15 protein-coding genes are annotated in these 18,356 nt (G+C 38.0%); 10 read left to right on the top strand and 5 right to left on the bottom strand.

Annotation, left to right across the window (positions count from 1 at the left end; translation table 11 throughout):
* The 3 genes from BIZ38_RS04340 to BIZ38_RS04330 all read right to left on the bottom strand — a co-directional run bounded on the left by BIZ38_RS04340 (position 1) and on the right by BIZ38_RS04330 (position 3,673).
* Positions 1–1,146 carry a porin gene (locus tag BIZ38_RS04340; RefSeq protein ID WP_054553413.1) on the bottom strand — a complete coding sequence of 382 codons (1,146 nt, stop codon included), beginning with the start codon at positions 1,144–1,146 and terminating at the stop codon, positions 1–3.
* Positions 1,147–1,456: 310 nt separating this feature from the next.
* Positions 1,457–2,458 (bottom strand): alpha/beta fold hydrolase, encoded by a 1,002-nt coding sequence (locus BIZ38_RS04335; RefSeq protein WP_138600152.1) that lies wholly within the window; start codon positions 2,456–2,458, stop codon positions 1,457–1,459.
* A gap of 444 nt (positions 2,459–2,902) precedes the next feature.
* A complete protein-coding gene (locus tag BIZ38_RS04330) occupies positions 2,903–3,673 on the bottom strand; it encodes an EAL domain-containing protein (RefSeq protein WP_138600153.1) in 771 nt (256 codons plus the stop codon).
* Positions 3,674–4,359: 686 nt separating this feature from the next.
* On the opposite strand from BIZ38_RS04330, the gene BIZ38_RS04325 reads away from it, so the two are divergent.
* The 4 genes from BIZ38_RS04325 (at position 4,360) to BIZ38_RS04310 (ending at position 6,606) form a co-directional block, all read left to right on the top strand.
* Positions 4,360–5,379, top strand: a complete 1,020-nt coding sequence (locus tag BIZ38_RS04325) for a hypothetical protein (protein ID WP_054553416.1) — start codon at positions 4,360–4,362, stop codon at positions 5,377–5,379.
* Between the two features lie 59 nt (positions 5,380–5,438).
* Positions 5,439–5,729: a hypothetical protein gene (locus tag BIZ38_RS04320; RefSeq protein WP_138618980.1), complete on the top strand. Its 291-nt coding sequence runs from the start codon at positions 5,439–5,441 to the stop codon at positions 5,727–5,729.
* Positions 5,730–5,894: 165 nt separating this feature from the next.
* Entirely contained in the window at positions 5,895–6,242 is a 348-nt protein-coding gene (locus tag BIZ38_RS04315; RefSeq protein ID WP_054553418.1) for a hypothetical protein, read from the top strand.
* 19 nt (positions 6,243–6,261) lie between these two features.
* Positions 6,262–6,606: a hypothetical protein gene (locus BIZ38_RS04310; RefSeq protein WP_138618978.1), complete on the top strand. Its 345-nt coding sequence runs from the start codon at positions 6,262–6,264 to the stop codon at positions 6,604–6,606.
* A 498-nt stretch (positions 6,607–7,104) separates the two neighbouring features.
* Here BIZ38_RS04310 and BIZ38_RS04305 read toward each other — a convergent pair whose 3' ends face one another.
* Positions 7,105–7,605, bottom strand: coding sequence for a lactoylglutathione lyase family protein (locus tag BIZ38_RS04305; protein WP_054553420.1), 501 nt, complete (start codon positions 7,603–7,605; stop codon positions 7,105–7,107).
* Between the two features lie 95 nt (positions 7,606–7,700).
* Between BIZ38_RS04305 and BIZ38_RS04300 the strand changes: the two genes are divergently transcribed.
* Together BIZ38_RS04300 and BIZ38_RS04295 are read left to right on the top strand one after the other, a co-directional pair.
* The gene (locus BIZ38_RS04300) at positions 7,701–8,567 is read left to right on the top strand and encodes a LysR family transcriptional regulator (protein ID WP_054553421.1); all 867 of its coding nucleotides are present in this window, start codon (positions 7,701–7,703) and stop codon (positions 8,565–8,567) included.
* A 198-nt stretch (positions 8,568–8,765) separates the two neighbouring features.
* Positions 8,766–9,359 carry a class I SAM-dependent methyltransferase gene (locus BIZ38_RS04295; RefSeq protein WP_187489660.1) on the top strand — a complete coding sequence of 198 codons (594 nt, stop codon included), beginning with the start codon at positions 8,766–8,768 and terminating at the stop codon, positions 9,357–9,359.
* Positions 9,360–9,422: 63 nt separating this feature from the next.
* Here the strand turns inward: BIZ38_RS04295 and BIZ38_RS04290 are convergent, their stop codons facing one another.
* On the bottom strand, positions 9,423–9,683 hold the full coding sequence (locus BIZ38_RS04290; RefSeq protein WP_187489659.1) for a hypothetical protein: 261 nt from the start codon (positions 9,681–9,683) through the stop codon (positions 9,423–9,425).
* A gap of 396 nt (positions 9,684–10,079) precedes the next feature.
* On the opposite strand from BIZ38_RS04290, the gene dptF reads away from it, so the two are divergent.
* The 4 genes from dptF to BIZ38_RS04270 are packed head-to-tail and all read left to right on the top strand — an operon-like array spanning position 10,080 to position 18,346.
* Positions 10,080–11,669 (top strand): DNA phosphorothioation-dependent restriction protein DptF, encoded by a 1,590-nt coding sequence (gene dptF / locus BIZ38_RS04285; protein ID WP_187489658.1) that lies wholly within the window; start codon positions 10,080–10,082, stop codon positions 11,667–11,669.
* Between the two features lie 3 nt (positions 11,670–11,672).
* Positions 11,673–12,971: a DNA phosphorothioation-dependent restriction protein DptG gene (gene dptG, locus BIZ38_RS04280; protein ID WP_187489657.1), complete on the top strand. Its 1,299-nt coding sequence runs from the start codon at positions 11,673–11,675 to the stop codon at positions 12,969–12,971.
* Positions 12,952–18,012, top strand: coding sequence for a DNA phosphorothioation-dependent restriction protein DptH (dptH, locus tag BIZ38_RS04275; protein WP_187489656.1), 5,061 nt, complete (start codon positions 12,952–12,954; stop codon positions 18,010–18,012). Before dptG ends, dptH begins: the two co-directional genes overlap by 20 nt.
* Positions 18,005–18,346, top strand: coding sequence for a hypothetical protein (locus BIZ38_RS04270; protein WP_200910022.1), 342 nt, complete (start codon positions 18,005–18,007; stop codon positions 18,344–18,346). The genes dptH and BIZ38_RS04270 overlap by 8 nt, the downstream gene beginning before the upstream one ends.
* Positions 18,347–18,356: the final 10 nt, after the last annotated feature.

Raw genomic sequence — 18,356 nt, 5'->3', positions numbered from 1 at the left:
TTAAAAAACTAAATCAACAGCAACAGCTACAACGTCGGTTTCTGTATCTGAAATGTCATCTTTAAAACGGCTGAAATCTACTTTTAAAGCAGCAGATGGGTGGAAGTCATAACGCGTACCAATGGTATACACGTTGCTTTTTGCTTTCACGCCCTCAAGCACTTGATTAATACCCGCATTTAAAGCTGGTACTGCAGGTAGCGCGTTGTAGCGGTTGCTATCGTGTTTGTCGTCATTATTTTCGTAAGTTAAGTGCACAATCCACTCATCCATACGGTAACCAATAGACGTGTAGTATTGAGTTTGTTTAGCAAGAGCACTGTTTTCTACTTCAAACTCAGTGTATTCAGCATCAAATAGAATGTCGTTGTAATCAATTGAAAAGCCCACAGCGAAGAAAGAGCCATCATCTTCGTTTACAGCAATATCATCGGCTTGATCAACAAAACCGGCTGCTCTAAGAGTCTGCTCAAGGCCATTAAGTGCAACACCTGCATCGGTGTCGTTTTCAATATCAATTGTTGTATCTGCAACAAAGTATGCAGCACGAGCGCTAAACCAGTCATAGCTCATTGTCCAATTGATACCAGCAATATCATTAAGCTCTGTATCGCCATTAACCGATACCACAGCAATGTTGCCATCGAAGCTACCGTAAATAACTTGTACGGTTGAATCCCAATCACCTAATTGTGTGTTGTGTAACAGGCTAAGACCTTCATACGTTGAAAACGGAAGGTTATAAACAGATTGCGGTGGACGAACCCAGCGGTAAGTGTAACCAACGTCTAAGAAGTCTGAATAACGGTAAAAAGGTACACGCATTTTACCAGCACTTACTTGAAGCTCATCGCTGAACTCATAAGTTAGATAAGCCCATTCGAACTCAGCATCAAAATCATCACTACCACGCGCCACAATTTGTGCCGTAGCGCTTAGCTTTTCTTGTAAGTCTGCAGAAAGCTGCAATGCAAACATACTTTCGTTTTTAAATGAAATATCGTCATCGTAGCCGTAAAGCGTTGCGTCGTCGTCAAGGGCTTTACCGCCAACAATAGAAGCAAAGCCGTTTATGCGAACCTCTGCCATTGTGTTTGCAGACACAAAAGCAGCACATAGAGCCAATGCAATAGGAAGTTTTTTCATTGTGTATCCCTAGTATTTAGTATGAAAATGTTGATTTCGCTTAATATTATAGTAGTGCGTAGCGAAATGGGCGACACAAGTTACATATAAATTGTAATTACATCAATGAATAAGTCGTTATTTTTCACAAAAACGGTACTAAAAGTGGATAAAATTGCTAGATAAAAGCGATAAGGGGAAAGGGAAGTTAAAAGATGCGAGTCTGTAGCAGCGATTTCACATCGCGTCCTAGAGCCTAGAACCCTGACTAATGACGCGGGATAAACCCGCTGCTACACGTAGGCGCGAAACTTGTTTCGCGCGAGCAACATTAAAATGATAAAGCTTTGTCTAAAGCGCCTTTGAAGCGATCAAAATCCTCGATGTGAGGTAAGTGGCCAATATCATCTAATTCAATTAATTGCGATTTTGAGATCATACTTGCCGCGGCTTTGCCTAACTTATCGTAACGGCCAAGCTCATAGTCAATATTTGCTTTTTTCCAATTGCGGCCAGGGCCAGTCCTATCGCGTGTGCCTATAATTAATGACACTGGCATGCTTAACTGAGCAAACTCAGTTATTACAGGTTGCGTAAAAATCATATCGTAGGTTTTAGCATTGACCCATGCGACCTGCTTGTGATCAGGGCCTTGAATTTGACCACTGATAAAGTGGGTTAATTGCTCGTAAGTGTCATTCCATTTACCGTCATAATAGTTTTTCTTCTGGTAAGCAATAACCTTATCAGGTGTTTTAGCCAATTCATTTTTATAGAAAAAATCGGTGTCTTTGTATTGCACATAATTTAAATAGTTCTCTAAACCAATTGGGTTTAGCAAAATAAGTTTACTAACTTGGCTAGAAAACATCAGGCTGTAACGACTTGCCAGCATGCCGCCCATTGAATGGCCAAGTACAATAGGGTTTTCAATATTTAAAGATGACACTAGCTGATGAGTGTTATTGGCTAATACAGCAAACGAAAATTGATAATCAGCAGGCTTTGACGATTTACCAAAACCAATTTGATCCGGTATCAATACGCCATAGCCTTTGCTATTAAGGTAGTTGGCAGTATTGGTCCAATAATGGCCATTAAAGTTTTTACCATGCATCAGTATAACGGTTGGCATGTTATTGCTTGGTTTAAGGTAAGAATAAGCCATTTTTAATGGCGTATTTTGTGATGAAAAATTAAAAAATTGAACGGGTAAGTCGTATTGATAATTGCTTAATTCAGCATCAAAACTAAGAGGCTGTTCTTTTGCGATTAAGTTAGCAGAAGAGCATAAAACAAGTGCTGAGACTAACAGTATGCGTAAAAACATCATTATCCTTTCTCAATATGCTTAAAGAATATTCAGCCTAGCATCCTAAATAAAAATTTATAATATAAATACGACTAAATACTAAAAGAAGTTAGCAAGTTTCAAGCATGTAATTCGTAGGACTGGCTTTAGCCTGGAATGGTTTAGGTTAGCAAGAATTCAACGAAAAAGAGTAAAGTTACGAGAAACCAGCGACTTTACATCGCGGCCTAAAGCCCAGAACGTAGCACCTAATGTTTCCCGCGTAGGTCGGGCTTTAGCCCGTCAGACTTTAAATTTGGAATGGTGTTGATTTATGTAGCAGCGATTTTACATTGCGTCCTAGCACCTAAAACCTAGATGGTGACGCGGGATAAACCGCTGCTACACGTAGGCGTGAAACTTGTTTCGCGCGTTTGAAGGTTGACAGCTCTTGCCTTGTCTAAATTCGATTCTCGTTATAACCACTTAACCCAACTTACTAAAGTCAACGTCTGGCAAGCTCTCAAACCCAGGGTGGGCGAAAAAATAGCCTTGCATTAAGCTAACACCAGCTTGGCGCAACCACTGGTATTCTTCAACTGTTTCAACGCCTTCTGCAAGAGCAACAATATTCAGCTCTTCAAACATGGCTATACAATGGTTAACAATAATTTGTCTTGCTTTGTGAAGGTGTATATCTCTAATTAAATTCATATCGAGTTTAATTATATTGCTCTGAAAATCAGCCAACAAATTTAACCCAGAATGACCTGACCCAAAGTCATCGGTCGCAGTAATAAACCCCAAAGATTGGTAATAATCAACTACACGTTTGATATGTGTAGTATCTTCAACTTTTTCAACCTCGGTAAACTCGAACATAATTTGTTCTACCGGAAAATCATATTGCTTAGCAGCTTCAAGTGTCGTTTTTATACAACGCTCAGGTTTATAAATTGCATTAGGTAAAATATTAATGCTCACGATTGAATCAATTTTCAGTTGGGCAGCAAGTGAAATAGCTTTAATACGGCAAAGTTGATCGAATGTGTAGCGATTCTCGTCGGTTACTTGCGAAATGACCGAATAAGCCGACTCATTATTAAGGCCTCTAACTAATGCTTCGTAGCCAAAAATATGTTTATCGGTGCAATCAACGATTGGCTGAAAAGCCATTGTAAAATCAAAACCAAGTGCTAAATGGTCTTCGCAATGTTTACAACCTGTTGGCTGACATTGAGTTTGCTCTTTGTGCATTTAGCACCTCTGAATGAAGTCTTAATAACTCAATAGTGCTAGTAAATTATCAATTGTGCAATGTTGTTGAGTCAAAAGTATAAAACTATAGAGAAAATATGTTGCTGCCGTTTTACATAGCGTCAAACAGGCATTTATTTACTGTAGGTTCTTTCTTCACAGAGAGAAGTGAACGAGAAAATAATGAGGTATAAAAACTTACTTCTCTGAAGCGCAGCGTCTCTTATCCTCTTTGTAAGTATCTGTTTTTCTCTGTGAAGCGCGAAGCGCCTCTATGTGCTCTGTGGTTCAAATATTCTTATGCACAATGAGAAGTTAATGAGAAAACAATGAGGGTTTATCGTATTTACTTTACGTATGTTTTCATAGACATATTAGATCTTCTCTAACCATAGAGGACATAGAGAACACAGAGGAAGACAAGGAGGTATTAAAGTGTACTTCTTTAAAGTGAAGTGTCTTGTGAGTATTTGTCTTTCTCTGCGTAGCGCTTAACACGTAGCGCCTCGGTGCCCTCAGTGATTCAAAACGTCACGCACAAAGATAAGTGAACGAGAAAACCATTAACTATTAGCAAAAATCATTTGCCACATAACATGTACCCATTTTATTTATTCTTCATTGACTCATTACAGTGATGAAGATAACCTCTAAATAAGGATGATTAGTTAGTATGGATACTACTTATGGCTTTAGAAATTAGAATTTGTATTGATTCAGTAACCGCTGAATTTGTGAAATGTAAAGAAGATAAAGAAGACAGCTTTACCAAAGACAATAACCATATAAAAAATCAAGTTATCACTTCAGGCACGCCATATATATGGCGAAGAGAATACTCTGACTCTTACACTCCGCCTACAAATGAACAGCAAAGTATAGTTCGTCAATTTGATTTATTGCCTGCGCAATCCCGCCGAAACATTGCATATATGCTTCGCGATTTTGGCAGTGAAACGCTTATGGCAATCTCTGATTTTCAAAACCAAGTTATGCCATTTTTGTCTGAAAATACACATGGAATAGTTGGGTCTGGAGCAACATCAATTCAGGCTCGTAGTTCAAAGTTCGCCACCTATGCCAACAAATATGAAGCCGCTTTAAGAGATATTCGCATGGCTCATAAATCAGGAATGCCCAAGTATCATATGGTTGCATTAGAACAAAAAGCATTCAGTATATTCAAAGAGCTGAACGGTCAGTTTCGTGCAGAATTGCAACGTTTTATGAGTGTAAACCGTGCAAGCCGTCGTGGCACGGTTTGGTCTAATCCGAATCGGGGAATCAATATAGCTAAATCAGCAAGGCATTCTGCCAAGCTCGATATAAATAGCACCGCTGAATTCAATAAAATTAAGCGGATTGAAAATACCGGACGCTGGCTTGGCAATGGCATGATCTTACTTGATGGTGCATTTAGAGCGAACAAAGTTTACAACGACTATAAAAACAATAAGGACTGGCAGCGAAGTTTATCTACAGAGTTAGCTAGTTTTGGGGCTTCAACATTTGCAGGTATCATAACAGCATCATCAGTCACCACGGCCCTATCTTCATTTCTAATGTTAACCCCATATGGATGGGTGGTTGCTTTAGGGGTTGGGTTAGGTGCTGGTTTTTTAATGAGCCTAGCGGTTAATACAAAAAGCAAAAAGCTAACAGAAAACATATATGATAGGCAGCCTTTGATGAAAGATTTGTTTTAATGTTGATACTCAACTCAATTCTATACTGCACCATTTTCTTCTTTTTCCTAATGATGATAATGACTGTTATATTCCCGAGAATATCAGTAAGGCATATTAATAATAGGATGCTAGAAAATGGGGCTTCCCCACCTAGTTGGGATAAAGGGCTTGGAGCAAGCGCTCCATTTTATGCACTTGCTATTTTTTTAAAAAGAGCTCGTAAGCCTACACCACTATTTGATGGTAGGTTTGTCGCCAAACATGCAAGGCCAATTGATAAGTTTCTCGCTTTTTTACATCTTCTTTCTACATTTGGCTTTATTCTTAGTATTTCAATTATGGTCTTATTAGAATATGTTTTGTTATAACTAACACCACAAGTTAGCAGCAAGCACACTTCTCATGCTAACGCCTGATGTTTGGGTTGTAGCTATAGGAACTGGCTTATATACAGAATTTAAATCATCGTTTTTTGTGAACGAAAAAGTGAAGTCGCTAACTGAAAAAATTTATGACAGAGAGCCGTTATTATAATGCCTAGTATAGATAAGTTTGCTCTGGCAAGTATGTTCATCTTTATGGCTTTAGCGTTTATTTTTGTGGTCTTATTTGCACGCATTTCTATCAAACACATAAATAAAAAAATGCTAAAAGATAATATTACCCCTCCGCTTTGGGACAAAGGTGTTGGCGCTAGCGCCCCTTTTTACGCTATGGCAATATTTTTTAAACGCTCGCGATTACCCACACCTCTTTTTGATGGCCGTTTTATAGCAAAACATGCAAGGCCGGTAGATAAAGTTTTAGCATTCTTGCACCTTTTCACAGTGGCAGGGCTCACAATCAGTGTGTTTACAGCCATGTATTTAGATACAGTCTAAATAAAAGAGAACTTGCGAAATGGGTTTTAAAATCTTTATTTTCTACTCCCTACTCGTATTTACAGTAGTTACTTTTGCTTCAGGCGTGCTGTTTTATAGAGTATCAGTTAAGTATATAGATAAGCATATGGAAAAAGATGGAGTATCTCCGCCTGGTTGGGATAAAGGCATCGGCGCAAGCGTTTCGTTTTATATATTTGCTATGTTTTTTGAACGTTCTCGTATACCGACGCCTATGTTTGACGGCCGTTTTGTCGCAAAGTACACAAGAACATTAGATAAAATTATTGGTGCAATCCATTTGGTTTCTATTATCGGAGCTGTACTCAGCCTATGTATAATAACTTTTTTAAAGCATAGCTAGATCTACGCGTTTATTTACTAAAATATAAGTAACCGGGTGAAGTATATTAAAAAATTTTTATACTCAACTCAATTCTATACTGCACCATTTTCTTCTTTTTCCTAATGATGATAATGACTATATTCTCGAGAATATCAGTAAGGAATATTAATAATAAAATGCCAGAAAATGGGGCTACCCACCTAGTTGGGATAAAGGGCTTGGAACAAGCACTCCTTTTTATGCACTTGCTATTTTTTTAAAATAGCTCGTCAGCCTACACTACTGTTTGATGGTAGGTTTGTCTCCAAATATGTAAGGGCAATTGATAAATATCTCGTTTTTTGCATCATCTCTCTACATTTGGCTTTATCGCAATGTTAAGTGGAATAAAAAGACTCAAGTACATCGAAGTTTAACTTTTCATCATTTTGGTAAATCCAAATGATAAGTAACGATCTACTTTCGTAAATCGTTACTTACTATAATGGCTAGCTAATTACTAATTGATGGGTTTAATTAATAAGCGCCTTCACTGTAAGTTAATTCGTAGCTGTGGCTATAAATTTCTAAAATATTGCCAAACGGGTCTTCCATATAAATCATGCGGTATGGTTTTTCACCTGGGTAATAATAACGTGGTTTTTCCATACGTTTCTTACCACCTGCAGCAACAATGCGTTCTGCAAGCTCTTCAACATTAGGATCTTGAACACAAAAGTGGAAAATACCTGTTTTCCAATACTCAAAGTTATCTTCTGGATTTTGTTGGTTTTTAAACTCAAAAATCTCAACCCCAATTCGATCACCCGTTGATAAGTGAGCAATTCGGAACTTATCCCAGTTAGCACCAAAAACATCAGTACACATCTGGCCAATAGGGCTATCATCTTCGGTAATTTCCGTTGGCTCCATAATAAGATACCAGCCTAATACTTCGGTATAAAACTTAACGGCCGCATCAAGATCTGGAACAGAAATACCAATATGCGAAAAAGTACGTGGGTATGTATTACTCATAATTAACTCTCCTAAATAAGAATGAGTTTATAGTTTACGAGTGCCTAGGTATTAAGTTAAATTATCATTTAACATTCAAATAAGTATATTTTGTTATGATAAATCCGGTTTGGTTAAAAACATTTTGTGAACTAGTCGAAGTCAATCACTTTACAAAAACAGCTGAGCGACTGTTTATGACCCAATCAGGCGTAAGCCAGCATATTAAAAAGCTAGAACAGCAAGTTGGAGCTTTATTGCTAGAGCGACACGGCAAACAATTTACACTTACTCCGCAGGGCCAAAGCTTATACAACAGAGGTAACCAGTTACTAAAAGAATGGCAATTTTTGGAGCAACAAATAAAAAATGATTCACCTTTTGAAGGCCGCGTAAAAATACAATCGCCGGGAAGTTGTGGGCTTAAGTTTTATAACGAATTGTTAAGCTTGCAATCAAAGCACCCAAAACTTTTTATAGAATATGCGTTTGCGCCTAATTCGGGGGTCGAAAAGGCCATAGCGAGTCATCAAATAGACATTGGTTTTATGAGCCAAGCACCTACAATGCTTGAGGTTACAGGGCACAAAATCGCTAATGAACCCTTGTTATTGATAACGCCAGCCCAGTTCAAAACTATAGATTGGCAGCAACTTTGCCAATTAGGTTTTATTAATCACCCAGATGGAAAACATCATGCACAACAGTTATTAAGTGCGAACTTTGCAGAGTTTGAATCAATAGCTCAGTTTGAGTGCAGTGGTTTTTCGAATCAAATCAACTTAATTCTAGAGCCAGTAAGTTTAGGGCTTGGCTTCACTGTACTCCCTGCTCATGCTGTTAGTGCGTTTCATAATCAAGAAAAAATACACGTGCACACACTAACGCACCCCGTTTGTGAAGATATATATGCATGCCATCATCGCAATAGGCCATTAGCCAAGCGAATGAAAACAGTTATAAATGAAATAAAAAGCCTTTAATCAAGCGATACTAAAATTGATCATCTTTTTTATTCTCACACCTCGTAACTATGATCTCCTATTTCTCTCCAACTAACTTCTAATGCCTACCCTAAAACCCTTGATTTTTAGCATTTAAAATCACATTTCATCCTTTGCGTTACCTTGCTTTAATGGTATTTTAGCGCCAAGCAATCTTGCCCCTATAAAGGAAGTAAAATGGCATCCAAAACCGTCGAATACTACAACCAAAATGCGCAAGCATTTGTCGATGCCACACTCGATGTAGACCTCAACGAACTTTACGACGAATTCTTACCGCTGATCCCAAAAAAAGGCGCTTTACTCGATGCCGGTTGTGGCTCTGGCCGCGACGCTTTCATCTTTAAAGAACGTGGTTATAACGTAGATGCATTCGATATCAGCCCAGCTATGGCAAAGCTGGCGTCAGAATACTTAAACCAAGACGTAGCAGTAAGCAGCTTTCTAGAGCTAAAAGACGTTGCCAAATACGACGGCATTTGGTGCTGCGCAAGCCTTATTCACGTAGCAAATAGCGACTTAACCGACGCATTTAATAATCTTGCCCGCGCATTAAAGCCACAAGGCATCGTGTATGTATCGTTTAAATACGGCGACGGCGAGCGCGAACACAACGGTCGCGAATTTACCGACCTAAACGAACAAGCCCTTGAGAGCATTATTAAAGGCACAGACCTATTTATCCTCAAGTCATGGCAAAGCGCCGACCAACGCCCAGAGCGCGCCACAGAAACATGGCTAAACGCTATTTTGCATAGAAGAACGATATAGTAGTTTGGTTGTATAATCGAAGTTCAAATACCAAAAAGGTCGGCAATTGCCGACCTTTTAGCTTTAGTAACTAAACTCTTTTGCATCAAGTTCACTTCTGCGCTCTTGCAGCGTTAATTGATGCTTTTTTGAATTCCATTTATTGTTTCTTGGGTTTGAACTAAGTGCCGAAGAAATGCACTTTGCAGTGTTAGCATAAAAACCAATTTTGCTTTCAAGTGCACAACGCCAATCATTTCTACTGTGACCAAAGTAAGTGTGGTTTACAACTTTATTTTTTAATCTAGCGTAATGATGACACCTTAATGAGCGCGATTTTTTCATATTTTATCTCCACGTTTGAAGTGGCTACTGCTTCCAGTAACCGCCTGATCGGGAGATGAAATTCAATATTAGGTATTTGCATAGAGCTTGATATCCTTAAAAGCTCAATAACACGTGGTTATTTTTAAAAATTGTTCAAGTTTTTGATAGTTCTTTAGTCTGATAAAACAAAACTTGAAGATTGATTGTACCCCCTTAGAATGCATTTCTGCACTAAAATCCTCTTCAATAAATTAGGGTTATTATTTCATTCATCGAAAAAACCTATATTTTTCATGGTTATTCATGCTAGATTGTTCCTAAACTTAATGCTGGCTTAACGGCTCGTCATTTAGTATCAAGAAATAACCATGGAGCGGTTTATTCATTTTAAGCCGCAGTAACAGGATTTAGTTTATGCGCTTAAAAGAAGCACTCAGCGTTTTATCAAAGTCTTCACCTTACGCTGTTTCTACAGAAAGAAACGCTCAGCGACAGTCTCTACTTGATGAAATCAAGTCATACCTGTACATCCAAATGCCAATTGAGATAGCAGTAAATAAAGCTATTTCGAGCTTTGGTGCAAATGATAAAAAAATTCTTTTTTTATGTGGCAGCAGTGGTGATGGTAAATCAGAATTATTAACCAAAGCTAAACAACAATACGGCCAACGAATTAACTTTCACTTAGATGCAACTCATAGCTTTGATCCTCAAGGTACAGCTATTGAAACGCTCGACAAAGTCTTTGAAAAATTCAATCAAGGATCAACACCTCTTGTTGTAGGCATCAATGCTGGCATGATGGGGAATTATGCTGAGGAAGGTAAAGATCAAAACATTAAAGCTGTTATAGCTCGTTATTTAACAGAACGTAAATCAACAGTAGAAGATATTATCTTTATTAACTTTGAAGATTATCCTAAGTTTGCAATCCACGAGCATGGCTACGATTCAGAATTTGCGCAAAAGTTACTAGATCGAATCACCCAGCCAAATGACAATATAATCAGGCAATTAGTCGAAAAAGAAAAACAACTAAATGATTTTGGCTCACAACGTATTATCACAAACTTTGAGCTTCTGAGTATCCCATCAGTACAACGAGTAATTGTTGATTTACTATTTAAAGCGAGATTAATGCGTGATCAATTCTTAACAGCGCGGGCGTTACTCGATTTTATTCATGAACTTTTAGTTTCAGACGGCTACTTGTTTGATAATTTATTTGCAGGTGGTGATAATGAGCTTGCAAATAAGATTGAAGATTTTGATCCTGCAAACTTAAGAACAAAAGAAATCGACCGTTTTATTCTTGCCTATGACTTAAACTTGCCAGATGAAGAATTCCACGCATTTAAAGATGCTCTTCTAGCATTTGGAATCAGTAGTTTAAATACAGGGGCGCAATATTTAAGACTGTTTTATATTCTTAAATATGAAGATTTTGCAAACAACTTTCACAAACAATTCAAACCTGATTTCAGTGCTACTTTGATTGATAAATACATTGAAATTTATCAGCTCCATAAAGATTTCAAAGATACACCAGAGCAAAAAAGTGAAATAAAAGCTTTTTATCGCGAAATATTAATTGCAGCAATCAGAACTTACATAAATAGAAACGCACCTAAGCTAGGTAAGAAGTACTTCTTACTGTCTGATTTTGGCGAGTACCAAGTGGCTGCACCTGCTGATTTATCAATGGACTTAGCTGAAGTTAAGTTGAATACAACAACGAGTAGTGCTTTTTTTAATGCGCGACTCAAGTTGAAAAACACAAAATTTACCTTGCCAATAAACATCAACTTATTAGCGTTGTTAATGAATATTAATAATGGCTATCGCCCAAATAAGCACGACAAAAACTCAGTTATTCTATTAGATGAATTAGCCAGTGAAATTATTCAAGAAGCTAAATCGTCAAATGAGCTGGTCATTACCGGCGATGGGCAAAAGTACCTCTTAGAGTTAGATGACGAAGAAATAATGGTAAGTGAGGGATAAGCAATGCCATTAGTTGAACAATTAAAACCTAAAAATAACAGTGCAGCTAGCTATTTTCCTGTTTCAGCCAACAGTGCAAATAATAAGTATGAATGGGAAACCGTTGTTGGCTTTTTTATTAAGTCATTACATAACATAGAGCTAGAGAAAACGATTAATACGCTAGATGACTTTAAGTTGCTTTGTAAAACTCAAATTACAAACAAACTTGATGGTGAGCCTTTTTGGCATGTTATTGAGAAAATGTACTTCGACAACGAGCAGGTGCTTAATATTTCGCCAGAAATGCAAGCTATGAAAGTATTAAACCCAGAAAGTAGCAATGCGGGTGATGAGCGTTTAACAGCTTTTTTAGTTGGCCTGTTGGGTGATTTACAACTAACTCAGCCGCCAGAGTCACACTTAAACTTTTTAGAAAGAGAAATCAAAACTGTATTTGATTCGCCTCTGGTTACTAAAAAAAGTCAAAAACTAAAGAAATTTAACAAGCCATACTTACCTGAACTTAGTGAGTTTTTTCAAAAAGACTTATCGTTTTTAGTAGGTTACCCTGAGCATTTTTTACAGAATATTAAGTCGTTTTTAAAGCTGTATGGCTTTTTATACACAGCACAACTTGCACTCAATGTACGAGGTTGGTCGAGCCAACCAGAAGTAAAGCCATGTTATTTCATTCTTGATAGCGAAAAAGCAAGTAAAGAGCGTACAAAGCTGCAACTTCATGGGCACAAACAAGTTGTTGAATCTAGTTATGCTTTATTTCCTTATCTTGCTTTAAATGAGAGCTTGCAAGACGCTAAATCAACAATTGTGCCGCTGTGGGAACTTGTTGGTGAATTAACAAGTAATGATATTGATGCGCTTAACAACTATGCGGCTGATTTTCATGAAGACCGTAAGTTAACTAGTGAGCTACTACCGGCAGAAAATATAGATCAAGCCATAACAAGCCTAATAAAGTTATTTACAGAGCAATTTAAGAAAGGGGCTACACGTGAAACAGCCTTTAGTAACTTTGTAAAAGCAACGCGTGAAACCTTAATCAAGCCTTTTGAACAAAGTCGTGGACGGGCTGGTTCATACCTTGTTTTAAATCAGGACTACCTTTTATTACTTACCAATATCTCAATTGGCTCAAGAGAAAAGCTAAGACTTCATGAGCTGCTAGTTGAGTTTCAAAACCGTGGCGTATTTTTTGATAAAAGTAGTGAAGAATGTTTAATAGACCTATTTGAGCGCATGGGTAATGTTGAGCGAATGAGTGACAGCGGGGATGCAGTATATGTCAAAAAAACTATATGAAGACTTTTTAGTCGAGCACTTTTGTAAGTGGGCAGCTAAGGGCTTTGAAGGCGAAAGTCGTTTTCAATTTCGCTCTCCGGATAGCTCAAATAGCCAAAACTTATATGAAGCTTTATTAAGAAAGGCAGACACGGCTGTAGAAATAGTAACTGCAGATATAAACCAGCAATTTAAAGCTCTATCTCTAGCTGATAAAAAACTCATCCCAGTTGTACACAGTGAATCTGAAAATGGCCTAAGTGAAAACTATATTTCGCACCTACGCGATTTAATATCCAGCCAAGATGGAGAGTTGGGTGATTGCATTTTACTTGTAGTACACAACTCGTACTTAGATACATTAATTAACTCTGCAAGAGACTTAGGTAATGTTGGCGAGGTTTGGCACCCTTCTACAATAAAGCATTCATTGAGTGAATTGATCACATCAATTAGCGGTACGGATCAAATTTCTCAATGCCTTCTTGAACATCGCTTTAAACTAATAATTGAAGATGGCGCAACCATGTTCGGCTTCAGCGAGCTCTTTGAAGCACTTGAAGATGGCGTTATTCAATTTCGTGAGCTAGGTCTATTTAACGACAACACAATAATTGGTTGGGATGATACGGCACAAATAGATAAGCGATTATCACAAAATCATCAGCTATTTGAAAATATTAGTGAAATCGTTGAAAAATACCCACAAGAGCTAGTAGAGAAACTGGGTGATCTAGACCTTGGTGAAAAGTTTGTATCAGAGCACTTTGGTGATAATAAAAACTGGCAGGATCTAGATTTTGGCGCAATTTTAAAAGAGCGTAGAGATAACAAAGAAAACCTACTTTCATTTGAAAAAGAAATTGCGCAAAACCTTACTTTTATTGCTCGTGAAAATAAAAAAGAAAGGCATCTAATTATTGAAATACCAGAGGGTGAGTCTGAGTTTAAATTAGAGTCTTACTTTACTGGCGGCAAGATTTTAAAAAATGAATTAAAACTGCAACACACAAAAGAGTCAATTACACTAGATGTAAATAACCGCTCAGCAAAGCATAGTGTCGTCGAAGTTATAGGCTCTTTCTCAGGGCAGCCTCTTCACTTTAGCGTTGACTTTAAACGAGAAAAGCCGCAAGAGAGATTTAAATACCGGATCCTAGTGTTACCAAAAGGGGCATTTTTCCTTGAGGACTTAGCTGATAGCTTTTTACTTGTACCTCGAAAACAACTCATTACACTGCAAACTAATGCGGGAATGCTTAAAGTTTCAGAGCAGGGTAGTACTGCTAAGGTAACTCAGTCTAATCAAACGTTTTTGGTTCAACAAACTCAAGTAGTTGACTTTGCTGAGTTCGCAAATGAAACCGATACACTTACCTTTGCCGTCCAAAGTGGCGAGAGTATTTTGAATTTTGAGGTCGATGGCGCAGTGTCATCAGACAGCCTATCATTGCCATTAGTTTTAGATACCAATTTATTTAACCGACTATACAACGATGATTTTAACGGTCTTTATAATCGTGCAAAAGAGAAAGTGGTACTAGATGGTAAAGACCTAACACCTAAAGGTTTGCGTAAAACGCTATTAAAATGGGAAGCAGAACTACAAGATAATAGGGCTCTAGCAACTAGAGTGGGGCAGCGACCTCAATTAATGCTAAGCGATATCGAAAATACTCACCCATCACTATATAACGCTTACAGCGAACTATATGATTATCTAGATGCACGTAAAGCGCTAATAAGTACATGCTCTTGGGGGCAACAGTTTACAAGCTTGGCGCAAAATGTGGTTGAGTGCTATTTAAGCGAAATAGAAAAAATAGAAACCAAAGCATTACTCTCGCCTGAGTCTAGCATGCTAGTAAATATTGGTATCGCAGAGTTTGAAGAGCAAGAGTTTATAACGCCATATCACCCACTATGCTTAGCTTATTTTACTCAATTAGTAACTAAAGCGAGTGATGAAAACGACAAAAGCTTTAATACATTACCAAAAGCCACATTAAAACGCTTAAATGCGGAAGGACTATTACCTTTTGTTTGGCACGCAAAAGATGGTTTTGCATACAACCAAGCTCTGCCTGACAATCGCATGTGGTGTAATCTAGTTGCAAATAAAGACGTTAGTTTAGGTTATGTACGCCCACTGGTAAGACAAAAAGCAAGCGAGTTTGCTAAAGCATTTGATGTGCTATTTAGTAAAGGCAAAAAAGAAACTCTGCATATCAACTCAATTAATAATGCCGATAACAAAGCATTGTTTCTAGGGTTAGTTGATTATCTAAAAAAACAAACACCAGACGATGCAAATCGGATCCATGTAAATTTATACGATAAATCACTACAGCGTACTTTCTTTGATGAGTTTGCCGATGCGCCAAGTTACGATGAGTTAAAGCAACTTGCAGAGCTGAGCGGTGAAAAAGACAAAGCTGATGCTATAGCAGATATGCTTAAAAACCGTATAACTTACAGCAAGTTCAAACTAGAAAGTGAACTTGACTTTGCTTATGCGCACATTAGTTTTGTTCGTAACGACACAAGTGTTGAGCCAACGCCTGTTGATGTGTTAACCGAAAAGTCGGGGGTTGCATGCCATGGTTTATTAGCAGGTGAAACCGCCTATAACGAGCAAAACACTTACCTTACAACATACGGTTTGCAGAATTTAGCGTTAGATAATAACCCAAGCCTCAAATTAAGTAGTCAATTTAATAATCTAGCCAAAGCAGCTTGGTGCGGGCAAAAGTATGAAACCAATAATGGCTTAGCATTAAAAGTGGCAGGCAAGCTTACCGAGTTACTAGAAGATGTTTATGAGAGCTCTGTTTGGACAGTAATTATTGATCCAAAAGTAACGCTCGACTTTTTTAAATCGCAAAAAGATGCCGTACTAATACATTATTCAGATAACTTTTCGAATTCAGCTAATTACGATGCAATCACCGTAACAAAGCGCCGCGATTTATACGACCAAGTACTTTCGCAAGGTGTTAAAGGCTTAATTGATGAGTTTAATGCCTTTAATGGTGAGTGGTTGCTTAAAATGATCACTTGCAATGATAACGAGCGAAAAGAGAAAAAAAGTATCATTGGTGCTTATAAGTACATTAACTGCCTATTACACCAAAGCGATATTACCTGGGTACCAATGAGCGTGGCCGAAATGTTACGCGTAGCAGGTAATGTTGGTTTAAAAATGAGTGAAAGTGAGTTTTCGCGCTTTGCTCAAGGTTTTAAAAGCGGCGCTATTTCAGACGATGTATTGTTCGTTGGTTTCAAAGATCAAAACATGCATTTGCAACCGCTTGAAGTAAAAATTGGCCAGCAACGTACTCATGAAAAAGGTGTTAAACAAGCTAAAGAGTTAAAGCGCTATTTAGTTGAAAACCTATTTGGCCGTGACGACTTAGCAGGGCATTTATATCGCGGCCTATTCGTAAGACAAATTTTAATGCAAGTTGATAAGTTTGAATTATATAAAGTTTATCAACCAGATTACTTTGATGCTCTTAAATCACAACGAGAATGGTGGTTACAAGGTGACTACAAGGTTGCTGATTTAGCTGATTACCCGCAAGGTTTCATGATGGCATTTTTTGAAAATGCCTCATTTGCGAAAGAAGAATTCGACCTACAAGACGACATTCTGCAAATAAAAATACCGAGCGCAAATTTAAATCGCTTTATCAGCACACCATTGCAAAGCTTGCTAAGCAACATTCAAAGCAGTGAGCTTTGCTATATACCTGAACAATATATATTGAATGGCATTACTCAAGCTGATGAGAGCATTAGTATTAAGTCTGCAAGTGACAACCCCGAAACGAGTGGTGATGCACCTGTAGTCAATACTGAAACTCCAGTTGTATATCCTAAAGTTGCTGAAGCTGATGGGCCGATTGTAGTGGCTGAGCGAAAAGATAAAGAGTCATTAAAAGTATTGGTAGGTCACGTTATACCGAGTAACGAGCCTGTTTATTGGGAGCCCACAAATACCGCCAAGTTTATGAATACCAACTCAGGTATTATAGGCACAATGGGAACAGGTAAAACCCAATGTACTAAATCTGTAGTAACTCAGCTTTATCGAAATCAACATCAAAATGTAGAGGGTCAACCAATTGGCATTTTGATTTTTGATTACAAGTCAGATTATGTGGACGATAAATTTTTAAATGCTACGAATGGCAAGAAGTTTAATTTGCATAAGCTCCCGTACAACCCTCTTAGTTTGTTTGGCGATACACCAATGTTGCCAGTGCATACTGCTCGTGGCTTCTCAGAGACGATGGGTAAAGCATTTAACTTGGGCCAAAGGCAACAATTAAAGTTGCGCCGCATAATTGGTGAAGCTTACGATCTTGCGGGGATTCATAAATCTGACAAATCAACATGGCACAAAGCTGCACCAACAATGGCAGACCTTTGGGCGCTATTTTTAGATAGCGAGCCCGCTGAAGATTCGCTTTATGCTGCACTAGAAAGTGTTTGTGAGCTTGAAGTATTTGAAGATGATACTTCCAAGTGTATGTCGCTTTACGACCTAGTAGATGGCATTACGGTTGTAGAGCTGGCGGGTTATCCAAGCGAAGTGCAAAACTTAGTGGTAGCACTTACGCTTGATTTGTTTTATTCACAAATGCAAAAACAAGGAAAGCCCGAAGTACAAGGTGACTTTAGGCAAGTGACTAAACTTGTGCTGGTGGATGAAGCAGACAACTTTATGTCGCAAAACTTTCCAAGCCTCCGCAAAATACTAAAAGAAGGCCGCGAATACGGTGTCGGTGTCATCTTATCAACCCAAGATATTACGCATTTCAAAACCGGCGAAAACGACTATTCTGCTTACATTTTAAGCTGGATAGTGCATCGCGTAGCGCAAATAAAAACCCAAGATATTAAAGGTATATTCAACAAAGATGATAAGTCAGAGCAAGAAATCCTGATGAAAAACATCCGTGAGCTTGAAAAACATACCAGCCTTTATATCGATGGTGAAAAACAAATTAAACGTATTAAAGATAAGGCGTTTTGGGAGTTACTTAAAGATGAATGATTCAGTAGTCATAGAGAAAAAAGAATTGAGCCGCAAGTCGCCTGAAGTTGTTGCATATATTCAAATGGTTGAAAGAGCTAAACGTGATGCCGAGGTTGTTACGTTACGCGAGTGGTATGACACGACACCTGCTCACAAGCAAGAAGTAATTGACTATATGACCACTTATAAACAATTAGGTCCATTAGGAAAAGAACTACATAAGCGTGGTGTTAATCGAGTAACGGAAAGGTTTGGTGATAATGTGCGCACCCTAGTTGAGGCAACTTATAAAAGGGGGTTGCTTGATGCTGTTGCTCCCTTATGTGCTATTTCATGTCTTTACAATAAATAGAAGGAAATTA

Origin of the sequence: Pseudoalteromonas sp. BZK2 (assembly GCF_014349195.1) — a bacterium.
Classification (GTDB): Bacteria; Pseudomonadota; Gammaproteobacteria; order Enterobacterales; family Alteromonadaceae; genus Pseudoalteromonas; species Pseudoalteromonas simplex.
Note: the sequence above shows the minus strand (reverse complement) of the source record. Positions and strands in the feature narration are given on the sequence as shown.